This window comes from Gammaproteobacteria bacterium, from assembly GCA_017999615.1.
Lineage (GTDB): Bacteria > Pseudomonadota > Gammaproteobacteria > JAABTG01 > JAABTG01 > JAGNLM01.
The window spans coordinates 1-18535 of sequence record JAGNLM010000006.1; the positions used below are offsets into that span (position 1 = coordinate 1).

At 68.6% G+C, this 18535-nt stretch carries 18 protein-coding genes and 3 tRNA genes; 17 read left to right on the forward strand and 4 right to left on the reverse strand.

Annotation, left to right across the window (positions count from 1 at the left end):
- Positions 1-223 precede the first annotated feature (223 nt).
- The 3 genes from KA217_06850 to KA217_06860 all read left to right on the forward strand — a co-directional run bounded on the left by KA217_06850 (position 224) and on the right by KA217_06860 (position 2682).
- On the forward strand, positions 224-598 hold the full coding sequence (locus KA217_06850; GenBank protein MBP7712168.1) for a hypothetical protein: 375 nt from the start codon (positions 224-226) through the stop codon (positions 596-598).
- A gap of 1 nt (position 599) precedes the next feature.
- On the forward strand, positions 600-1721 hold the full coding sequence (locus tag KA217_06855; protein ID MBP7712169.1) for a hypothetical protein: 1122 nt from the start codon (positions 600-602) through the stop codon (positions 1719-1721).
- Between the two features lie 328 nt (positions 1722-2049).
- Entirely contained in the window at positions 2050-2682 is a 633-nt protein-coding gene (locus tag KA217_06860; protein MBP7712170.1) for a hypothetical protein, read from the forward strand.
- Positions 2683-3050: 368 nt separating this feature from the next.
- Here KA217_06860 and KA217_06865 read toward each other — a convergent pair.
- A tRNA-Asn gene (locus tag KA217_06865) sits at positions 3051-3126 on the reverse strand.
- A 115-nt stretch (positions 3127-3241) separates the two neighbouring features.
- Complete coding sequence (locus KA217_06870) at positions 3242-4429, reverse strand: pyridoxal phosphate-dependent aminotransferase (protein MBP7712171.1); 1188 nt, start codon at positions 4427-4429, stop codon at positions 3242-3244.
- A 168-nt stretch (positions 4430-4597) separates the two neighbouring features.
- Here KA217_06870 and uvrB point away from each other — a divergent pair, with 168 nt between their 5' ends.
- The 12 genes from uvrB (at position 4598) to KA217_06930 (ending at position 15067) form a co-directional block, all read left to right on the forward strand.
- The gene (gene uvrB / locus KA217_06875) at positions 4598-6649 is read left to right on the forward strand and encodes an excinuclease ABC subunit UvrB (protein MBP7712172.1); all 2052 of its coding nucleotides are present in this window, start codon (positions 4598-4600) and stop codon (positions 6647-6649) included.
- 127 nt (positions 6650-6776) lie between these two features.
- Positions 6777-6851 (forward strand) — tRNA-Val (locus KA217_06880).
- A gap of 112 nt (positions 6852-6963) precedes the next feature.
- Positions 6964-8889, forward strand: coding sequence for a threonine--tRNA ligase (thrS, locus tag KA217_06885; protein MBP7712173.1), 1926 nt, complete (start codon positions 6964-6966; stop codon positions 8887-8889).
- Positions 8886-9407 carry a translation initiation factor IF-3 gene (infC, locus tag KA217_06890; GenBank protein MBP7712174.1) on the forward strand — a complete coding sequence of 174 codons (522 nt, stop codon included), beginning with the start codon at positions 8886-8888 and terminating at the stop codon, positions 9405-9407. The genes thrS and infC overlap by 4 nt, the downstream gene beginning before the upstream one ends.
- A 108-nt stretch (positions 9408-9515) precedes the next feature.
- Positions 9516-9713 (forward strand): 50S ribosomal protein L35, encoded by a 198-nt coding sequence (gene rpmI, locus KA217_06895; GenBank protein ID MBP7712175.1) that lies wholly within the window; start codon positions 9516-9518, stop codon positions 9711-9713.
- A 15-nt stretch (positions 9714-9728) separates the two neighbouring features.
- Positions 9729-10091, forward strand: coding sequence for a 50S ribosomal protein L20 (gene rplT / locus KA217_06900; GenBank protein ID MBP7712176.1), 363 nt, complete (start codon positions 9729-9731; stop codon positions 10089-10091).
- A gap of 11 nt (positions 10092-10102) precedes the next feature.
- A complete protein-coding gene (gene pheS / locus KA217_06905; GenBank protein ID MBP7712177.1) occupies positions 10103-11119 on the forward strand; it encodes a phenylalanine--tRNA ligase subunit alpha in 1017 nt (338 codons plus the stop codon).
- Positions 11120-11123: 4 nt separating this feature from the next.
- Positions 11124-13502: a phenylalanine--tRNA ligase subunit beta gene (gene pheT / locus KA217_06910; protein MBP7712178.1), complete on the forward strand. Its 2379-nt coding sequence runs from the start codon at positions 11124-11126 to the stop codon at positions 13500-13502.
- A gap of 2 nt (positions 13503-13504) precedes the next feature.
- Positions 13505-13810 (forward strand): integration host factor subunit alpha, encoded by a 306-nt coding sequence (ihfA, locus tag KA217_06915; GenBank protein MBP7712179.1) that lies wholly within the window; start codon positions 13505-13507, stop codon positions 13808-13810.
- Positions 13785-14141 (forward strand): MerR family transcriptional regulator, encoded by a 357-nt coding sequence (locus tag KA217_06920; GenBank protein MBP7712180.1) that lies wholly within the window; start codon positions 13785-13787, stop codon positions 14139-14141. Before ihfA ends, KA217_06920 begins: the two co-directional genes overlap by 26 nt.
- A 151-nt stretch (positions 14142-14292) precedes the next feature.
- Positions 14293-14369 (forward strand) — tRNA-Pro (locus KA217_06925).
- A 242-nt stretch (positions 14370-14611) separates the two neighbouring features.
- Positions 14612-15067, forward strand: coding sequence for a YaiI/YqxD family protein (locus KA217_06930; protein MBP7712181.1), 456 nt, complete (start codon positions 14612-14614; stop codon positions 15065-15067).
- Positions 15068-15087: 20 nt separating this feature from the next.
- Here the strand turns inward: KA217_06930 and KA217_06935 are convergent, their stop codons facing one another.
- Positions 15088-15699, reverse strand: a complete 612-nt coding sequence (locus KA217_06935; GenBank protein ID MBP7712182.1) for a hypothetical protein — start codon at positions 15697-15699, stop codon at positions 15088-15090.
- The gene (locus tag KA217_06940; protein ID MBP7712183.1) at positions 15656-16108 is read right to left on the reverse strand and encodes a hypothetical protein; all 453 of its coding nucleotides are present in this window, start codon (positions 16106-16108) and stop codon (positions 15656-15658) included. The genes KA217_06935 and KA217_06940 overlap by 44 nt, the downstream gene beginning before the upstream one ends.
- Positions 16109-16494: 386 nt before the next feature.
- Between KA217_06940 and KA217_06945 the strand changes: the two genes are divergently transcribed.
- Entirely contained in the window at positions 16495-17115 is a 621-nt protein-coding gene (locus KA217_06945; protein MBP7712184.1) for a LysE family transporter, read from the forward strand.
- Positions 17112-18452, forward strand: coding sequence for a DUF4403 family protein (locus tag KA217_06950; GenBank protein ID MBP7712185.1), 1341 nt, complete (start codon positions 17112-17114; stop codon positions 18450-18452). The genes KA217_06945 and KA217_06950 overlap by 4 nt, the downstream gene beginning before the upstream one ends.
- The last annotated feature ends 83 nt before the right edge of the window (positions 18453-18535 follow it).

Here is an 18535-nt window from a genome sequence, read left to right on the forward strand (position 1 = left end):
GAACTCAACAGCCTGATCGGCGGGCGCGATGCGGGCATGGTGCTCTACACCGCGTGGAGCGAGCGCGCCCTGCGCCAGATTGCCAAGCGCTGGCGTATCCCGCTGCCGCCATGAGCGCGGACATGACAGGCGACGAGCTGCTCGCCCTGACCCTCACCGCCGGCTGCGGCGGGCTCACCGACCCCGATCAGGCCCGGCGCATCTGCGTCCGGTTGGAGGCCTTGTGTCGGAACTAGCCGTCCTGCGCGAGCTGCTGGCCGACGCCCTCGCCCGCGTAGAGGCGCTCGAGGCGGCCGAGCGGGCGAGAGATGTACGTGAGCGGCAGGCAGAGCTGCTGAATCGCGCAGCGGCCGCCGTGGACCCGCTGGCGAGCCGCTGGCAGCGTGCCCAAGCCCTCGCCCGCCGGGTGGCCGCCCGTGGCCGCAGCGCCCGGCCGCCGGCGACCGAGGCCGACCGATGGGTGGACCAGGCCCTCGGCCTCGGGGCGCTGCCGGCCAGCGCGCGCCGCCTGTGGGAGCTGTTGACGCCCGAGCGTCAAACCGGAGCGGCTACGCTCCCCCCATCACCGCCGACCCGTGGCGGACTATGGGATGACTGACATGACCCAAGACGAATACGCACGCGGACTCGAAGACATCGCGGTCCGCCAGGGCGTCGAGCGCGCCAAGAGCGCTCGCACCGAGCGCCTGGCGGCCGGCCGGTACAGCCGCGAGGACCTGGTTGACGCGCTGGACGATTACATCGGCGAGCTGGTCGGCGACCCCTCCAGCGACCCGCACCCGCTCGCCAGGCACCTGCACCGGGATAGCTCTCTGCGCCGCGTGCTGTACGAATACCACGGCGCCGACACCGCGCAGGACCTGCACCGTGCCTTGGCGTTCTCGGACTGGCCGCAGCTGATCGCAACCCGCGTCACCCGTGCTGTGACGCAGCGCCCCTCGGGCCTCACCGAGCACCGTGCCCTCGTCCTGCCTGCGCCGCTCGACACCTACCACCCGTCGGCGTTCTTCGAGACGGCATCGAGCGATGCCATCGCGCCCATCCCGACCGGCGGCGGCCCGTGGCCCATCCCTGAAATCGACATCAGCGACGCGACCGTCACCGGCGCGCCCTCGCGCTACGCGGTGCGGGTGGCCATCGGCCGGGCGTTGTTCTTGACCGCGAGTCTGTCGCCCGTCGAGGCGCTGGTCACCGAGCTGCACAACGTGCTGTTGCGCGCCGAGAGCAAGGCGTTCTCGACCTACCTGGAGAGCTCGCCGCAGTTGGGGGATGGCAACCCGCTGTTCGTCGACGGCACCAACGCCATCGCCAGCGGCAGCGGCGGCGAGCCGTCCGCCACGACGATCGGCGTCGCGCTGCAGACCCTGCGCACGCAGGCCAATGCGGCCGGCGCCCGTAACGCGGTGCGCGGCAAGTATCTCGCGGTGCCACCCGCGCTGGAGGCGACTGCGCTCACCGCGCTGGGAGCTATCGACCCGCACGACCGCCGCGGCTTGCAGGTGGTGGTCCTGCCGTACGCCAGCAGCTCGACCGCCTGGTGGCTGTTTGCCGCCCCCCGCGAGGCCGCCTCGATTGCCCGCCTGTCGGTCGGCGATGCGGTCGATCCGGTGGTCGAGACCCGTCCCGTCCCGATGCAGGATGCGGTCGACTTCCGGGCGGCGGTGGACTTCGGATTCATCGCCTTGAGTCGTGCCGGCTGCTTCTATAACCCAGGCGCATAAGGTTTCTGCCGTCTGCCCCCGTCGCGACGGGGGCGGCAGGCGTTAGTCGGCGAGTGGCCTGCCTCGGACCAACCAACCCCGACTGCCAGCGGGCGCACCATTACCTCGGGCGCCGCGGCTGGCCCCCCGGAGCCCCCGGCCGGGCCCGGGGGTCGCACCGGCCGGACAGTTCACGCCCACCCCGGCGGGCTCAAGCCGGGGCCCTCCCCACCGTATAGCGTTACCGCCCGTAACGCTATAAGGTGACGCCGCGGACATCTGCGGTGTTGCGACCGAGCCGTTAGTGGTCTACCTTAGCGTTACTGCCGGTAACGATAAGGGGGTTGGCGTGGAAGATCATATTCGCCGGTGCCAGCACTGCGGGGCGTTCTTCACATCACCGCGCCGGTCCGCCCGGTTCTGTTCCGCGCGGTGCCGCATCGGCAATCACCGCAATGGCTCGCGGCCGCTGTCGTCGGTCTGGCTTCGCCGTGCCGCTCGGGCCCTGGCGGGCGAGCTACTCGTGCCGCTGGGCGCAGAGGTCGCCGTCAACCGCCTGGATATCCATTTCAGTGAGTACCGCGAGAAGTCAGACAGCGGCGTCGAGCTTGGCGTCATCGGCGGCAAAGCATACGGTGGCCAGGACGCGATAACCATCGCCATTTCAGCCGATGCGGTGCTGGTGCTGGGGACGTTGTTGCACGAGCTGATCCACCTTGCGACCCCTGGCGAAGGACACGGCGGAAGGTTTGCCGAGGTCGCTCGCGAGCTAGGGTTTCTCCCCCCGGTCACTCAGTACAAGCCGAGCGCGACCCTGAAAGACCGGCTCAAGGCGCTTGCTCAGAAGCTCGGCCCGATGCCGATGCCCTTCGACCCACGCGTAAGCAAGACCGGGACAATCAGGTTCAAGGCGCTGAAGGGTAGCCCCGACGTGTTTGTCCCCGTCGGCACCCCTGATTGGGTGCCCAAGCGCAAGCCGTAGCCGTTAGCCGCTAACAGCCCCCTGGTCAGGCAACTGGCCGGGCCTTTCTGCGTCTGGAGGCCGCCCCACGCGCGCGCGGGCGCGACGACTTCCCGGCAAGATTGCCGGAAGGTTGCAGGGGCCGCCCCACGCGCGCGGGCGCGTGGGAGGGGGTCGCCGGCGGGGACCGTTACCGCGTAACGGGCGGGCGACTGCACACGGGCGGGGCGGGTTGTGTGCAGCGGGCTGGGTAACAGCGCTGTTACCCAAGCAGGATCGCGGGGCGGGGTCGCCTGGCGACAGGGCGAGCAGATCCCGGGCTGTTACCCAAACTGTTACCCAATTCCTCCGCGCCGTCTCGCTTTTCTCGTGTAAACCCTTGGTTTCTTTGGCTCCCCGGGACGGGCTCGAACCGCCGACCTAGTGATTAACAGTCACCCGCTCTACCGACTGAGCTACCGGGGAAAAGCGCGACGTATCCTACTGGCGGCGCGGGAATGGGTCAACCTGAGGAAACCATTCCCGCCGGACGCGCGGCCGGCGGCCGCGCCGTCGGGCTGGCCATGGAGCCAGCGCCCCGTCAAGCCGGCCCGAGGAAGGCCGTGATGCGCTCCATGGCCTTTTCCAGGTTCGCCAGGCTCGTGGCGATGGAAATGCGCTGGAACCCCGGGGCGCCGAAGGCGGAGCCGGGAACGAGCGCGACGCCGGCCTCGCGCAGCAGCAGGTCCGCGAAGGACACGTCGTCGGAGGCCCCCGTCGCACGCATGGCATCCCGGGTGTCGGGGAACAGGTAGAAGGCCCCCTGGGCCGGGAGGCAACGGACCCCCCGGATGCCGTTCAGGGCCCCCAGCACGTAATCGTGCCGCGTCTTGAACGCCCGCACCATCTCGGCGATGAACGCCTGGTCGCCGTCGAGGGCCGCCTCGGCTGCGACCTGGGCAATGGAGGTCGGGTTGGAGGTGCTCTGGGACTGGATCTTGACCATGGCCCGGATCAGCGGCGCGGGGCCGGCGGCATAGCCGATGCGCCAACCCGTCATGGAGTAGGCCTTGGAGACGCCGTTCAGCACGACGGTCCGGTCATAGAGGTCCGGCCGGGCCATCAGGATGTTCGCAAAGGGCTCGCTGCCCCAGGTGATGTGCTCGTACATGTCGTCGCTGGCGACGAGCACGTCCGGGTGCCGGTGCAGGACCTCGCCGAGTGCCGCGAGTTCGGCCCGCGTGTAGCAGACCCCGGTCGGGTTGGAGGGGCTGTTGATCACCAGCATGCGGGTGCGCGGCCCGATGGCCCGCTCCAGTTGCTCCGGGGTCAGCTTGAACCCGTGCTCGGAAGTGCCCTCGAGGATGACGGGGGTCCCGTCGGCCAGCAGCACCATGTCGGGGTAGGACACCCAGTACGGCGCGGGGATGAGCACCTCGTCCCCCGCGTCGAGCAGAGCCTGGGCGAGGTTGTAGAAGGTCTGCTTGCCGCCCACGGACACCACGACCTGCTCCGGGGCATAGGTGAGCCCGTTGTCGCGCTGGAGCTTGCGGATCACGGCCTGCTTCAGCGACGGGATTCCGTCGACCGCGGTGTACTTGGTGAAGCCGCGGTCCAGGGCCTGTTTGGCGGCGTCCTTGATGTGGGTGGGTGTGTCGAAATCCGGCTCCCCAAGCCCGAGGTTGATGATGTCCTGGCCGGACGCCTTGAGCGCGGCGGCGCGGGCGCTCACGGCGAGGGTGGGGGAGGGCTTGATGCGCCGTACGCGCTGGGAGAGGCGGAGTTCCACGGCGAAGGTCCTGGTGCGGGAAGGGAGTGTCGGCCGGGAATTCTATACCAAGCGGGCGCGCTTGCCCCCGGGGCAGGCGCGCCGATCCGGGGGCAGGGGCTGCCGCGCCGGGGCGGGGCCGCCAGCGGGAGATTGGCCCCCCCCGGTGGGGGCGCTATCCTGCGGCCCATGTCCAGGCCATTGGAGCTGGTTTCGAGCTATGCACCGTCCGGCGACCAGCCGGACGCCATCCGCCGGATGCTCGAGGGGATCGAATCCGGCCTCGCCTGCCAGACCCTGCTCGGCGTCACCGGCAGTGGCAAGACGTTCTCGGTCGCGAATGTCATCCAGCACGTCCAGCGCCCGACCCTGATCCTTGCGCCGAACAAGACGCTGGCAGCCCAGCTCTACGGGGAGATGCGCGAGTTCTTCCCGCACAACGCAGTCGAGTACTTCGTCAGCTACTACGACTATTACCAGCCGGAGGCCTACGTCCCCTCGACCGACACGTACATCGAGAAGGACGCGTCGATCAACGAGCACATCGAACAGATGCGGCTCTCGGCGACGAAGGCGATTCTCGAGCGCAGGGACGTGGTGATCGTGGCGACCGTCTCGGCGATCTACGGCCTCGGCGACCCGGACGCGTACATGAGCATGGTGTTGCACCTGGCGCGCGGACACCTGCTCGACCAGCGGGAGATCCTGCGCCGCCTCGCAGAGCTCCAGTACGCACGCAACGAGCTCGAGCTCTCCCGGGGCACCTTCCGGGTGCGCGGGGACGTCATCGACATCTTCCCCGCAGAGAGTGAGCGGGACGCGATCCGCGTGGAGCTGCTCGACGACGAGATCGAGTCGCTCGGCTACTTCGATCCCCTCACGGGGGAGGTGCTGCGGAGAGTGCCGCGCCTCACCGTCTACCCGAAGAGCCACTACGTCACGCCCCGCGAGCGGGTGCTGGAGACGGTGGACGGGGCGCGCGCGGAACTGCGGGAGCGGCTCGAGCAGCTCCACCAGGCGGGTAAGCTGCTCGAGGCCCAGAGGCTGGAGCAGCGCACGACCTTCGACCTCGAGATGATGCAGGAGCTCGGTTACTGCAAGGGCATCGAGAACTACTCCCGCTACCTCTCCGGGCGCCGGCCGGGGGAGCCGCCGCCGACCCTCTTCGACTACCTGCCGCAGGACGCCCTGCTGGTGGTGGACGAGAGTCACGTCACGATCCCCCAGCTCGGCGGCATGTATCGGGGGGACCGCTCGCGCAAGGAGACGCTCGTCGAGTACGGCTTCCGGCTGCCTTCGGCCCTCGACAACCGCCCGCTTCGTTTCGACGAGTGGGAGCGGCTGATGCCCCAGGCGATCTTCGTGTCGGCCACCCCGGGCCCCTACGAGCTCGAGCACTCCGGGCAGGTGGTAGAGCAGGTGGTGCGGCCTACAGGGCTGGTGGACCCGGAGATCGAGGTCCGGCCCGCGGCGACGCAGGTCGATGACCTGCTCTCCGAGATCGTGCTGCGCGTGGCGGGTGGTGAGCGGGTGCTGGTCACGACCCTGACCAAGCGGATGGCCGAGGACTTTACCGACTTCCTCGGTGATCACGGCATCCGGGTGCGCTACCTGCACTCGGACATCGAGACCGTGGAGCGGGTGGAGATCATCCGCGACCTGCGGCTCGGCGAGTTCGACGTGCTGGTGGGGATCAACCTGCTGCGCGAGGGCCTGGACATCCCCGAGGTCTCCCTGGTCGCCATCCTGGACGCGGACAAGGAGGGTTACCTGCGGTCGGAGCGCTCCCTCATCCAGACCATCGGGCGCGCCGCTCGCAACCTGCACGGCAAGGCGATCCTCTACGCCGACGGGGTGACGGGCTCCATGCGCCGGGCCATCGACGAGACCGAGAGGCGGCGCGCGAAGCAGCAGGAGTACAACCGCTCCCACGGGATCACGCCGAAGTCGGTGGAAAAGGCCGTGGCCGACATCATGGAGGGTGCGAGGAGCGGCCCGGTCGTTCCGGCGAGCCGGTACGCCCGCGTGGCGGAGGACCTCTCCGTCTACGCCGCGCTCGCGCCCGAACAGTTGAGGAAAAAGGTGTCGGAGCTCGAGGCCCAGATGTACCGGCACGCGGAGAATCTTGCATTCGAAGAGGCCGCGCGGCTGCGGGACGAGATCCGTCGGATCGAGGACCTCCACCTCGGGATCGCGAAGGAGCCGGCGTCCCGGGGGCGGAGGCGCCGGGCGTCGGGTTGAGCGGTGCCCTCGGCAGCGCGCCCCAGACCCGTGCAGACCCCGCGGCACCCCCGGAGCGGGCCCCTTCGGTTGTCGGCGACGCACGCTTGCTCGCCGGGCGGGGATTCCGCTATCTTTACGGCCCCACAGGCGCGTAGCTCAGTGGTAGAGCACTACCTTGACATGGTAGTGGTCGGTGGTTCGATCCCACTCGCGCCTACCAGAAAAACAAGGGGTTGGCTGCGCAGGCTGGCCCCTTTGTCGTTTTTGTCGCCCTGAGGGGCGACAACGGGGCCTCGCCCCTGGACGGGGCCGTGACGAACTGAGTGCCTGACATGCCAATCATTACCCTGCCCGACGGTTCCCAGAAGGCGTTCGACCAGCCGGTGACGGTGGGGGAGGTCGCTGCCGCGATCGGCCCCGGACTGGCCAGGGCAGCGGTTGCGGGCCGGGTCGACGGCAGGCTCGTGGACACGTCCCATCGCATCGACCGGGACGCCACGCTGGCGATCGTCACCGAGCGCGACCCCGAGGGCGTGGACGTCATCCGCCACTCCACCGCGCACCTGATGGCGCACGCGGTGAAGGAGCTCTTTCCCGAGACCCAGGTGACGATCGGTCCCGTGGTCGAGGACGGGTTCTATTACGACTTCTCCCGGGAGGAGCGCTTCCGTCCCGAGGACCTCGCGCTCATCGAGGCGCGGATGAAGGAAATCGCGAGCCGCGACCTTCCGGTCGAGCGGACCGAGATGGCGCGGGACGACGCGGTGCGCTTCTTCCTCGACCAGGGCGAGAAGTACAAGGCCGAGATCATCGCCTCCATCCCGGCCAACGAGACCCTCTCTCTGTACCGCCAGGGCGAGTTCGTGGACCTCTGCCGCGGGCCGCACGTGCCCTCCACGGGGAAGCTGCGGGCCTTCAAGCTGATGAAGCTGGCGGGCGCCTACTGGCGGGGCGACTCGCGCAGCGAGATGCTGCAGCGCGTCTACGGGACCGCCTGGGGGAGTCAGAAGGACCTGGACGCCTACCTCCATCGCCTGGAGGAGGCCGAGAAGCGCGACCACCGCAAGCTCGCCAAGCAGTTGGACCTCTTCCACCAGCAGGAAGAGGCGCCCGGAATGGTCTTCTGGCACGACCGGGGCTGGACCGTGTACCGCCTGGTCGAGCAGTACATCCGCGACGTGATCCGGGAGCACGGCTACACGGAGGTCCGGACCCCGCAGGTGATCGACCGCTCCCTCTGGGAGCGCTCCGGACACTGGGACAAGTTCCGGGAGAACATGTTCACCACCCGGAGCGAGAATCGGGACTACGCGGTCAAGCCCATGAATTGCCCGGGCCACATCCAGATCTTCAACCAGGGGCTGCGCAGCTACCGCGACCTGCCCCTGAGGATGGCGGAGTTCGGGTCCTGCCATCGCAACGAGGCCTCGGGGACGCTGCACGGCCTGATGCGGCTCCGGAACTTCGTCCAGGACGACGCGCACATCTTCTGCACCGAGGAGCAGCTGCAGCCCGAGGTCGCGGCCTTCATCGACCTGTTGTTCCGGGTGTACGCGGACTTCGGGTTCCAGGAGGTCATCATCAAGCTCTCCACCCGTCCCGAGCAGCGCGTCGGGGCGGACGAGGTCTGGGACCGGGCGGAGCAGGCGCTCGCCGTGGCCCTGGACGGCAAGGGGCTCGACTGGAAGCTGCAGCCCGGCGAGGGCGCGTTCTACGGGCCCAAGATTGAATTCTCGCTGCGGGACTCCATCGGGCGCGTCTGGCAGTGCGGGACCATCCAGGTGGACTTCTCCATGCCTGGCCGGCTCGGCGCCGAATACGTGGCCGAGGACGGTAGCCGAAAGGTCCCGGTCATGCTGCACCGGGCGATCCTGGGCTCCATGGAGCGCTTCATCGGGATTCTGATCGAGGAGCACGCGGGCAAGCTGCCGGCCTGGCTCGCTCCGGTACAGGCCGTTGCCCTCAATATCACCGATGGGCAGGCCGAGTACGCGCAGGAGGTCGTGAAAGTCCTGCGGAAACAGGGGTTCCGGGTCGAGTGCGACTTGAGAAACGAGAAAATCGGTCTTAAGATCCGCGAGCACACGCTGCAGCGGGTCCCTTACCTCCTCGTGCTGGGGGGGCGGGAGCTGGAAAACCGGACCGTGGCCGTTCGCACCCGCAACGGAGCCGATCTCGGGGCGATGCCGTTGGAGGGGTTCGCCGAGAAGCTCCGTGAAGAGGTGGCGAGCCACGGTCGAGTCGTTCTGGAGGGCTGACAATCACTGCGAAGACGGAGTACCGCATCAACGAGGAGATCACGGCTCGGACGATGCGCGTGGTCGGGCCGGAAGGCGAGCAGGTCGGGATCCTGTCCCGGGAAGATGCTCTCCGGATGGCAGAGGAAGCGGGTGTGGACCTGGTGGAGATCGCGCCCCAGGCGGACCCCCCCGTGTGCCGGGTCATGGACTACGGCAAGCACTTGTTCGAAGAGAGCAAGCGCAAGACCTCCGCGCGCAAGAGGCAACAGCAGGTCCAGGTCAAGGAGATGAAGTTCCGCCCTGCAACCGGGGAGGGGGACTACCAGGTCAAGCTGCGCAAGCTCGTCGAGTTCATCACCGAGGGCGACAAGGCCAAGGTGACACTGATGTTCCGTGGTCGCGAGATGGCCCACCAGGAACTGGGGATCAAGCTGCTACGGAGGGTCGAGGCCGATCTGGCCGAGATCGCGAAGGTGGAGCAGTTCCCGCGGCTCGAAGGCCGCTTCATGACGATGATGCTGGGACCGAAGAAATAGCGGATTCGGACCCTGACGATAAAGTCTCCGGCGGCGGTCCTGGGCGGACCGCCAAACGGGCGCAGTCCCTGCCGCCGGGGGTAGTAGTCGATAAACAGGAGTGCAGACATGCCCAAGATGAAGAGTAACCGGGGCGCGGCGAAGCGCTTCCACGCCACGGGCGGGGGCGGGTTCAAGCGGACCCAGGCCTTTCGCCGCCACATCCTCACCAAGAAGGCGACCAAGCGCAAACGCCAGCTGCGCGGCCCGGCCCAGGTGGCCGCGACCGACGTGCGGAACGTGCGCGGCATGTTGCCTTACAGCTAAGGGAGGAGGCCCAAGATGCCCCGTGTAAAACGTGGTGTGACCGCTCACGCCAAGCACAAGAAAGTCCTCGACCGCGCCAAGGGTTATTACGGCCGTCGCAAGAACGTCTTCCGGGTCGCCAAGCAGGCGGTCATCAAGGCGGGACAGTACGCCTACCGTGACCGGCGCCAGAAAAAGCGCCAGTTCCGGGCCCTCTGGATCGTGCGCATCAACGCCGGGGCCCGCGAAAACGGGCTTTCCTACAGCCGCCTCATGGACGGACTGAAGAAGGCGCAGGTGGCCATCGACCGTAAGGTCCTTGCCGACCTGGCGGTGTTCGACAAGCCCGCCTTTGCGGTGCTCGCAGAGCGCGCCCGCGCCAGCCTCGCGGCGGCCTGAACGGGAGGCGCATGGACGCGCTGACCGAGGTCATCGCCCGTGCGGGCCGTGAGGTCGAGCAGGCTGCCGACCTGGCACAACTCGACGCCGTACGGGTTCGATACCTCGGAAAGAAGGGTCTCCTCACCGACCACCTGAAGGCGCTCGGCGCGTTGCCGGCCGAGGAGCGCCGGGTCGCCGGGCAAGCCATCAACGAGGCCAAGGACCGGCTTCAGGGGGCCCTCGACGGACGGCGTGCGGTGCTGGAGACCGAAGCGCTCCAGGCCCGGCTTGCCGCCGAGCGGATCGACGTGACGCTCCCCGGTCGAGGGGGGCGTCCCGGTGGCTTGCATCCCCTCACCCGGACCCTGGAGCGCATCGAGCGCATCTTCGCCCAGGCCGGGTTCGAGGTCGCCGAAGGGCCGGAGATCGAGGACGACTGGCACAACTTCGGCGCGCTCAACATCCCCGCCCACCACCCGGCCCGGGCGATGCACGACACCTTCTATTTCGACGCCCACACGGTGTTGCGCACGCACACTTCGCCCGTGCAGATCCGGGTGATGGAGCGGCAGGCGCCGCCCGTACGGGTCATCGCGCCCGGGCGGGTCTACCGCTGCGATTCCGACGTGACCCATAGCCCCATGTTCCACCAGGTCGAGGGGCTGATGGTCGACGAGGGGGTGAGCTTCGCCGACCTGAAGGGGACGCTCGACGACTTTCTCAAGACGTTCTTTGAGACCGACCTTCCGGTGCGGTTCCGGCCCTCCTATTTTCCCTTCACCGAGCCCTCCGCGGAGGTCGACATCGGCTGCGTGATCTGCGGGGGAAAGGGTTGCCGTGTCTGCAAGGACTCGGGCTGGCTCGAGGTGCTGGGGTGCGGGATGGTGCACCCGAACGTCTTCGCCGCCGTAGGGGCGGACAGCGAGCGCTACACGGGGTACGCGTTCGGAATGGGTGTCGAGCGCCTCGCGATGCTTCGCTATGGAGTCAATGACTTGCGGCTATTCTTTGATAATGATTTGAGGTTCTTGCGGCAGTTCCGCTAACGTCATGCGCTTCAGCGAACGCTGGCTCCGGGAATGGGTCTCTCCGCGGCTCGACACGGCAGGCTTGGCCGCGCGCCTCACCGCGGCGGGGCTCGAGGTCGACAGCGTCACGCCGGTGGGGGAGCGCTTCTCGGGCGTGGTCGTCGGTCACGTGCTCGAGGTCGCCTCGCATCCCGCCGCCGATCGGCTTCACGTCTGCCGGGTCGATGCGGGGGGGAGCGAGCCGCTCGTCATCGTGTGTGGCGCGGCGAACGTGGCCGTGGGCATGAAGGCCCCCACGGCCCTGGTGGGCGCCCGGTTGCCCGGGGGCATGGAGATCCGGCGGGCGAAACTGCGGGGGGTGGAATCGTCCGGGATGCTCTGCTCGGCCCGGGAGCTGGGGCTCGCGGAGACGAGCGAAGGGCTCCTGCCGCTGCCCGCGGATGCCCCGGTCGGGCTCGACGTGGTGAGCTATCTCGGCCTCGACGACGTCGCCATCGAGGTGGACCTCACCCCGAACCGCAGCGACTGTCTGTGCGTCGCAGGGGTCGCCCGTGAGGTGGGGGTCCTCTTCCAGCAACCGGTCCGAGGCGTGGCGGTGGAGCCGGTCCCGCCGGTCATCCCCGACACCTTCCCGGTCGAGCTCGAGGCGCCTGCCGACTGCCCGCGCTACGTGGGGCGGGTGGTGCGCAACGTCGACCCTGCCGCGCAGACCCCGCTCTGGATGAAGGAGCGCCTGCGGCGCAGCGGGCTGCGAAGCATCAGCCCCGTCGTCGACGTGACCAACTACGTCCTCCTCGAGCTCGGGCAGCCGATGCACGCGTTCGATCTGGATCGCCTCTCCGGCGCCATCCGGGTCCGTCGCGCCCGGGCCGGGGAGTCCCTGACCCTCCTCGATGGCAACTCGCTCAGTCTCGACGAGGACTGCCTGCTGATCGCCGACGACCGGGGCCCCATCGCCCTCGCCGGGGTCATGGGTGGCCTCGAGTCGGGCGTCACCGCCGAGAGCCGGCACATCTTTTTTGAGAGCGCGTTCTTCTCGCCGAGCGTGATCGCGGGGCGGGCGCGGCGTTTCGGATTGGCGACCGACGCGAGTCACCGCTACGAGCGGGGAGTGGATTTCGAGCTTCAGCGCCGAGCCATCGAGCGCGCCACCGGGCTCCTGGTGCAGATCGCGGGCGGCGAGTGTGGTCCGGTGATCGACCGGGCGTCACCGGAACACCTTCCCACGAGGGCACCGATCACCTTGCGGGCGGTGCGGCTGCAGAAGGTCCTCGGCGTTGCCGTCCCCGACGAGGCGGTGGCCGACGTGCTGAGCCGCCTCGGGTGCCGCGTCGAGACCCAGGCCGGCGGCTGGAGGGTCACGCCCCCGAGTTTCCGCTTCGATCTCGCGATCGAGGTGGACCTGATCGAGGAGGTCGCTCGGGTCAACGGGTACGAGCACGTTCCCACCACGGCGCCGGTGGCCCACCTGAGCCTGCGCCCTGTGCCGGAGACGCGGGTGCCCCTGGAGCGGCTGCGGGGACTGCTCGCCGACCGCGGCTACCAGGAGGCCATCACCTACAGCTTCGTGGACCCATCGCTGCAGGTCATGCTGGACCCCGGGGAAGAGGTCGTCCGCCTCGCGAACCCCATCTCCGCCGACATGGCGGTCATGAGGACGACCCTGTGGCCGGGGTTGCTGAAGGCCCTCGCGCACAACCAGAACCGCCAGCAGGCCCGCGTCTGGCTCTTCGAGTCAGGACTGCGCTTCCGGCGCCGCCACGGTGAAACCATGCAGGAGCCCGTCCTTGCGGGGCTCGCTTCCGGCAGTGCGCTGCCCGGGCAGTGGGGTCTGGCCCGGCGGCCGGTGGATTTCTACGACGTGAAGGCGGACGTGGAGGCGCTCCTCGCGTCGACCGGGGTTGCCGCTGAGTTCCGTTTCGAGCCGGCGAGCCATCCCGCGCTGCACCCGGGCCAGACCGCCGCGGTATTCCGGGGCGCGGAGGAGGTCGGACGGCTCGGAGCCCTTCACCCCGCGCACTTGCGGTCGCTAGACCTCGAGGGCCCGGTCTATCTCTTCGAACTGGGCCTGAGGCCGTTGCAGGCGGGGGTACTCCCCCGGTTCGCCGCTCTGTCCCGGTTTCCGGCGATCCGCCGTGACCTGGCCGTAGTGGTGGACGAGGCCGTGCCGGCAGAGGCGGTGCGCGCGGCGATTGGACAGGCTGCGGGGGATCTGCTAAATGACCTTGAGTTGTTTGATGTATATCGTGGGGAAGGCATTGACGGCGGACGCAAGAGCCTGGCCCTGTCTCTGACCCTTCAGGCGACGGATCGAACTTTGCTGGACGCAGAGGTCGATGCGGTCTTGAAAAGGGTCCTGGAAAAGCTGGAAAGGGAATACAAGGCCACTCTCAGGGCGTAGCGATGGCGTTAACGAAGGCAGGCATGGCCGAGAAGCTCTTCGAGGAGCTCGGTCTGAACAAGCGCGAAGCCAAAGAGATGGTCGAGTCCTTCTTCGAGGAGGTCAGGCGCTCCCTCGAAGCCGGGGACCAGGTCAAGCTGTCGGGCTTCGGCAACTTCGACCTGCGTGACAAGAATCAGCGTCCGGGCCGGAACCCGAAGACCGGGGAGGAGATCCCGATCAGCGCACGGCGGGTCGTTACGTTCCGCCCCGGTCAAAAATTGAAAACACGGGTAGAGGCTTATGCTGGATCCGTCGAGCGGCGGTGATCTTCCACCGATCCCGGGAAAGCGCTACTTCACCATCGGTGAGGTGAGCGAGCTCTGTGCGGTGAAGCCGCACGTCCTCCGGTACTGGGAACAGGAATTCCCGCAGCTGAAGCCGCTCAAGCGTCGCGGCAACCGCCGGTATTATCAACGGCAGGACGTCATCCTGATCCGCCAGATCCGGAGCCTGCTCTACGAGCACGGCTTCACGATCGGTGGGGCGCGTCACAGGCTCTCCGGCGAGGAAGCGAAGAGTGATCTGAGCCAGAGCCAGCAGATCGTCCGTCAGTTGCGCAGCGAGCTCGAGGAAGTCCTGGAGATCCTCAAGCGCTGACGGTCGGCGACTCCGGGTCGCGTACGATTTCGGGGCGCCCACCCCCCCCCTTTGGGATCCACGCAGACCTGGTGTACTCTACGGGCCCTCGGGAGGGGCTGCTGAGAGATGGTCGGTTGACTCCCTCCCGCGCGGTAAGACACTGCAGACTCGGGGCGTAGCGCAGCCTGGTAGCGCACCTGAATGGGGTTCAGGTGGTCGGAGGTTCAAATCCTCTCGCCCCGACCAATACTCCTGCTACATCGGGCGGTTGTCAGACCGCCGTCCATCACATCCTGCTTCAATGCGGACTCGAAATCGCTATCGCTGCCCGCCGGACGTTAGCTCCGCCGGGTGATCGAGGGGCGAGTGCGCGTGCGAGGGACGGTCGCTCCATCCCGCAGTGGGGAGCGGCAAACGTTGCGGCAGGGCTGCCCCTGGCACATATTCCTTCTCTCCTTGCTTCCTTACATGACCGGGGTTTTTTGCTGATGCGGATCTGGGTCGACGCGGACGCCTGTCCGAAGGTGGTCAAGGAGGTCCTGTTCCGCGCCGCCGAGCGGTTGCGCCTGCCCCTGGTCCTGGTCGCCAACCAGCCCGTCGCGGTTCCGCGCTCGCCCCACATCCGCGCCCTGCTGGTGTCGGCAGGCTTCGACGCGGCGGACAGTCGGATCGTGCGCGACCTCGAGCCCGCGGACCTGGTGGTCACGGCGGATATCCCCCTGGCGGCTGCGGTGCTCGAGAAGGGCGGTCACGTCCTCAGCCCGCGGGGCGAACGCTACACCCGCGACAACATCCGCGATCGGCTGGTCATGCGTGACTTCATGGAGACCCTGCGCAGCAGCGGCGCGGTGACGGGTGGACCCCCTCCGCTGTCGCAGACCGACCGTAAGGCGTTCGCCGACGCGCTGGACCGATTCCTCGCCGGCGGCGAGGCCGCTCGGTAGGTCGGCCGGCCGGCAGGAGGTCAGCCTGCCAGGCGCACGAGGGTTTCGTGGTCCGGTTCCGGCGCGCTGCAGCGCCAACAGCGCCCCTGGCCCTGCGGGTAGAGCCGGCCGCACGCCAGGCAGACCCGTTCCGGGCCATCCCGCTCAACCTTCTCGGGCCAGTCGAACCCGGAAAGCTTGAAGACGCGGTCGCCCGGGCGGAAGTAGCCGGACAACTCGTGGGGCAGCCGCAAAGTGACCTTCCTGCCGTGTCCGGGCAGGGACCGTTGCGGGACGCCGGCGGACGGGTACCGCTCGCGGAGCGCGCGCATGCGGCGCACCTGCATCTGGTTCCTGGCCACGTCCTCCACGACCCCGAGCCAGCTTTGAGTCGTCGCCCGCCGGGACCACCGGGCCAGGAGGAAGAAAACCAGGGCCGCGAAGGCGAAGGAAGAGAGTACGTCCTGGCTCAGCTCGCCCATCTCCCACCAGATGAGCCCCAGGATCGCGGGCAGGACCAGAAGGAAGAAGCCCCAGGCGTAGACACGGGATTGGCGGCCATAGGTACGTACCCAGGCCGCGGTCTGGTCCGGGGTCAGGGGGGGCGGTTCAGCGCGCGATCGCGTCTTGAATGCCCTGCTTGGCCCGCTCAATCCATTCCTTCCCCTGCTGGGTCACCGCACCCTTGACGGCGCTCGCGAGCCCGGGCCTGGTCAGAGTCTTCCCGTCGATCTTCACCTCGAAGGGTGAGGTCGCATAGGCGGACAGCGGGTCGCTCAACTGGAGAGCCGTATTCTCCTGGGCGTTGTACTCGTAGTAACACACGGCCTCACCGTCGCGCCCCTGGGAGGAGTAGCGCACCCGGACGGCCGCGTGTTCGTATCCTTTCGTCTCGGTGTCCGCGCCCTTTATCGTCGCGGAGGGGCCGGTCTCTTTCAGCACGATGTTCTTGCAGAGGGTGACGCGCACGTCTTCCGTCGGGCTCGAGCAGCCGGAGACCAGGAGTCCCACGGAGAGGAACACGACAGGGAAAAGGACCTTGGAACCTCGCAGATCGCTCACGCGTCTGATCTCCTGGGGTGATCGTCGAAACGCTGGCCAACCGATGCCGGGCGCAGTGTAGGACCGGGCCGGGGTGGCCACAAGCGCAAGCCTCTGTCACAGGCCTGCCGCGCCCGCGGACTCGGTCCCGCGGGAAGCTAACATGACCTCAGGCCTTCTCGCGAGCGCATCCAGCACTGCCTGGAGGGGCTTCCCCGGGTTTCGTGACGGGTCTCGCAGATGGTTTGGACAGCCCGCCGGGCGAGTGGCGAATTCATGACACGTCAACCTCGACACCGGGCCGCCCCGGAAACGTCCTGGTCTACACTGTCTTGGACGCGCGGCCCGGTCTTCCCGGGGACGGAACGCTGCCGGTTCTGAACGGGTGAGGGGAGATATCCCTGGCCATGCTGGGCGAACTGCTCCAGGTCCTGCTCGTGCTGACGCTGGGGCTGCTCAGCCCCGGTCCTGACTTCTTCCTGGTCGTCAAGAACAGCCTCGGAGGCAACCGCCGGCGGGCCTATGGGACCGTGGCGGGAATCACGCTGGGCCTGTCCGTGCAGATGCTGGTGGTGTCACTCGGTTTCGTCGCCGCGCCGCCCGAGGTGCTCTCGGGGGTGCAACTGGCAGGGGCGGCCTTTCTGGCCTATCTTGGGCTCCGTGCCCTGCTCTCGGACCCAGCGTCGGCGGGTGGGGGGGGGCGATTGGATGGAGCCCGGGCCCTGCCGGGTGCGCGGAGTGGATTCGTGGAGGGCCTGCTGTGCAATCTCACCAACCCGAAGGCCTTCCTGTTCTTCGTGAGCCTGTTCGCCCAGATGCTCCACCCCGGAACGCCGCCAGCCTGGCGTGTCATGCTGCCGGTGGCCATCGTGGTGCACGGCGTGGCGGCCTGGAGCCTCGTCGTTCTCGCGGTGCAGTCCCCACCGGTGGAGAGGCGCCTGCAACGGGCCCAGCGCTGGCTGCCCCGCGCGTTCGGACTGGCCCTGCTCGTGCTCGCGGCCTTCGTCGCCTGGCAGGGGCTGTCGTGACGGCGCGATACCGGCGTGCTGCGGCGGCGTTGCTGCTTGCCTCGCTGGCGCCCCTGCACGCCCACGCGGTGCCCGAGGAGTCGGTGATCGCCCTGGGGCTGACCGTGCCCCTGGCTCCCATTCTTGCCGCACTCGAGGCCCGGATCCCCCAGGAGGTGCGCCAGGACCGCTCCTGGCATCAGCACGATGGCTTCGAGGTGCGTTATGCGGCGCGGCGTGGGCCGCTCGACCTGCAGGTGCAGGGGAACGTCCTGGTCGCCCGGACCCTGGTCGGGTACTGGGTCCAGGCACGCAAAGACGTCCTCGGAAAGCTCACCGTGCGGGGGAGTTGCGGGGTCGAGGAACCCCCCCGCGGGGTCCTGTTGACCCTGACCACCCGTTTCGGTCTGCGCCCCGACTGGCGGCTGGCCGTGGAAACGGCCATCCATCCGCCCCAGTTCCTGAACCCGTGCCAGATGACCTTCGCGGGCATTGACGTCACGGGGGCCGTTGCGCGGGCGCTGCACGAAAAACTCTGGCACACGGCTCGCGCGGTGATCGACCAGGAGGCCCCGAGGCTCGGTGACCTGCAGGTCCCCGCGACGCTCGCCTGGCGGAGGCTGCATCGCCCCATCCCGATGGAGAACGGCCTCTGGCTGGAGCTCAACCCCGTGTCCGTCTGGGTGACCCAGCCCCTCGCCGACGGGCGCGCGGTGCAACTGGTCCTCGGCCTGACGGCGCGACCAAGCCTGCGGGAAGGGCTGCCCGCGGAGGGTTTGCCCGTGCCGCCGCTGCCGCCACTGCAGGTGGCCCCGCCGGTGGTCCCGAGCCTGGAGCTGCCGGCCCGACTGGCGTTGCCCCACGCGGACGCGGAGCGACTGCTGCGCTCGGCCCTGGAAGGCCGCCCCCTGGAGTGGGCAGGGCGCACGGTCACGCCCACGCGGGTGAGGCTCACCGCCCAGGGCGGTACGCTGGCGGTGGAAGCGACGCTCTCCGGCTTGGTCTCGGGGACGGTCCGGCTCGCCGGCGCTCCCGAGTACGACCCTGAGACGGGTGAGTTGTTCCTGCGGGATCTGGACTACACGTTGCGGACCGAGGACGTGGACCTGCAACGCCTGGACCGCGGCCTCCACGAGCTCGTTCGCGGCGTCGTCGCCCAGCGCAGCCGCTGGCCCTTGCGGGAGCGGATCGAGGACTGGCGTGCCCGCGTCGAGCGGTCCCTGGCCGAGACCGTCGTGCCCCCGTTCACATTGCGGACGAAGCTCGTGGAGGTGCGCCCGAGCGCCGTGCGGGTGACCGACACGGCCACCGTCCTGGACGCCGTTCTGGCAGGGGAGGCCCGTTTGGGCCTGGAGTGAAGCCCCCCGGCCCTGGGCCGGGGGGAGTGCCTCGTCTTTGCGTTGACCGGGCTCGCGCCCGCGGGGCAAGGGTTTTCTGGGCG

What these genes read in the sequence shown, in the direction of transcription:
- pheS (MBP7712177.1), top strand. Translation starts at nt 10,103, where the DNA reads ATGGACGCGCTGACCGAGGTCATCGCCCGTGCGGGCCGTGAGGTCGAG.
- pheT (MBP7712178.1), top strand. Translation starts at nt 11,124, where the DNA reads ATGCGCTTCAGCGAACGCTGGCTCCGGGAATGGGTCTCTCCGCGGCTC.
- KA217_06920 (MBP7712180.1), top strand. Translation starts at nt 13,785, where the DNA reads ATGCTGGATCCGTCGAGCGGCGGTGATCTTCCACCGATCCCGGGAAAG.
- rpmI (MBP7712175.1), top strand. Translation starts at nt 9,516, where the DNA reads ATGCCCAAGATGAAGAGTAACCGGGGCGCGGCGAAGCGCTTCCACGCC.
- KA217_06945 (MBP7712184.1), top strand. Translation starts at nt 16,495, where the DNA reads ATGCTGGGCGAACTGCTCCAGGTCCTGCTCGTGCTGACGCTGGGGCTG.
- uvrB (MBP7712172.1), top strand. Translation starts at nt 4,598, where the DNA reads ATGTCCAGGCCATTGGAGCTGGTTTCGAGCTATGCACCGTCCGGCGAC.
- KA217_06930 (MBP7712181.1), top strand. Translation starts at nt 14,612, where the DNA reads ATGCGGATCTGGGTCGACGCGGACGCCTGTCCGAAGGTGGTCAAGGAG.
- ihfA (MBP7712179.1), top strand. Translation starts at nt 13,505, where the DNA reads ATGGCGTTAACGAAGGCAGGCATGGCCGAGAAGCTCTTCGAGGAGCTC.
- thrS (MBP7712173.1), top strand. Translation starts at nt 6,964, where the DNA reads ATGCCAATCATTACCCTGCCCGACGGTTCCCAGAAGGCGTTCGACCAG.
- rplT (MBP7712176.1), top strand. Translation starts at nt 9,729, where the DNA reads ATGCCCCGTGTAAAACGTGGTGTGACCGCTCACGCCAAGCACAAGAAA.
- KA217_06855 (MBP7712169.1), top strand. Translation starts at nt 600, where the DNA reads ATGACCCAAGACGAATACGCACGCGGACTCGAAGACATCGCGGTCCGC.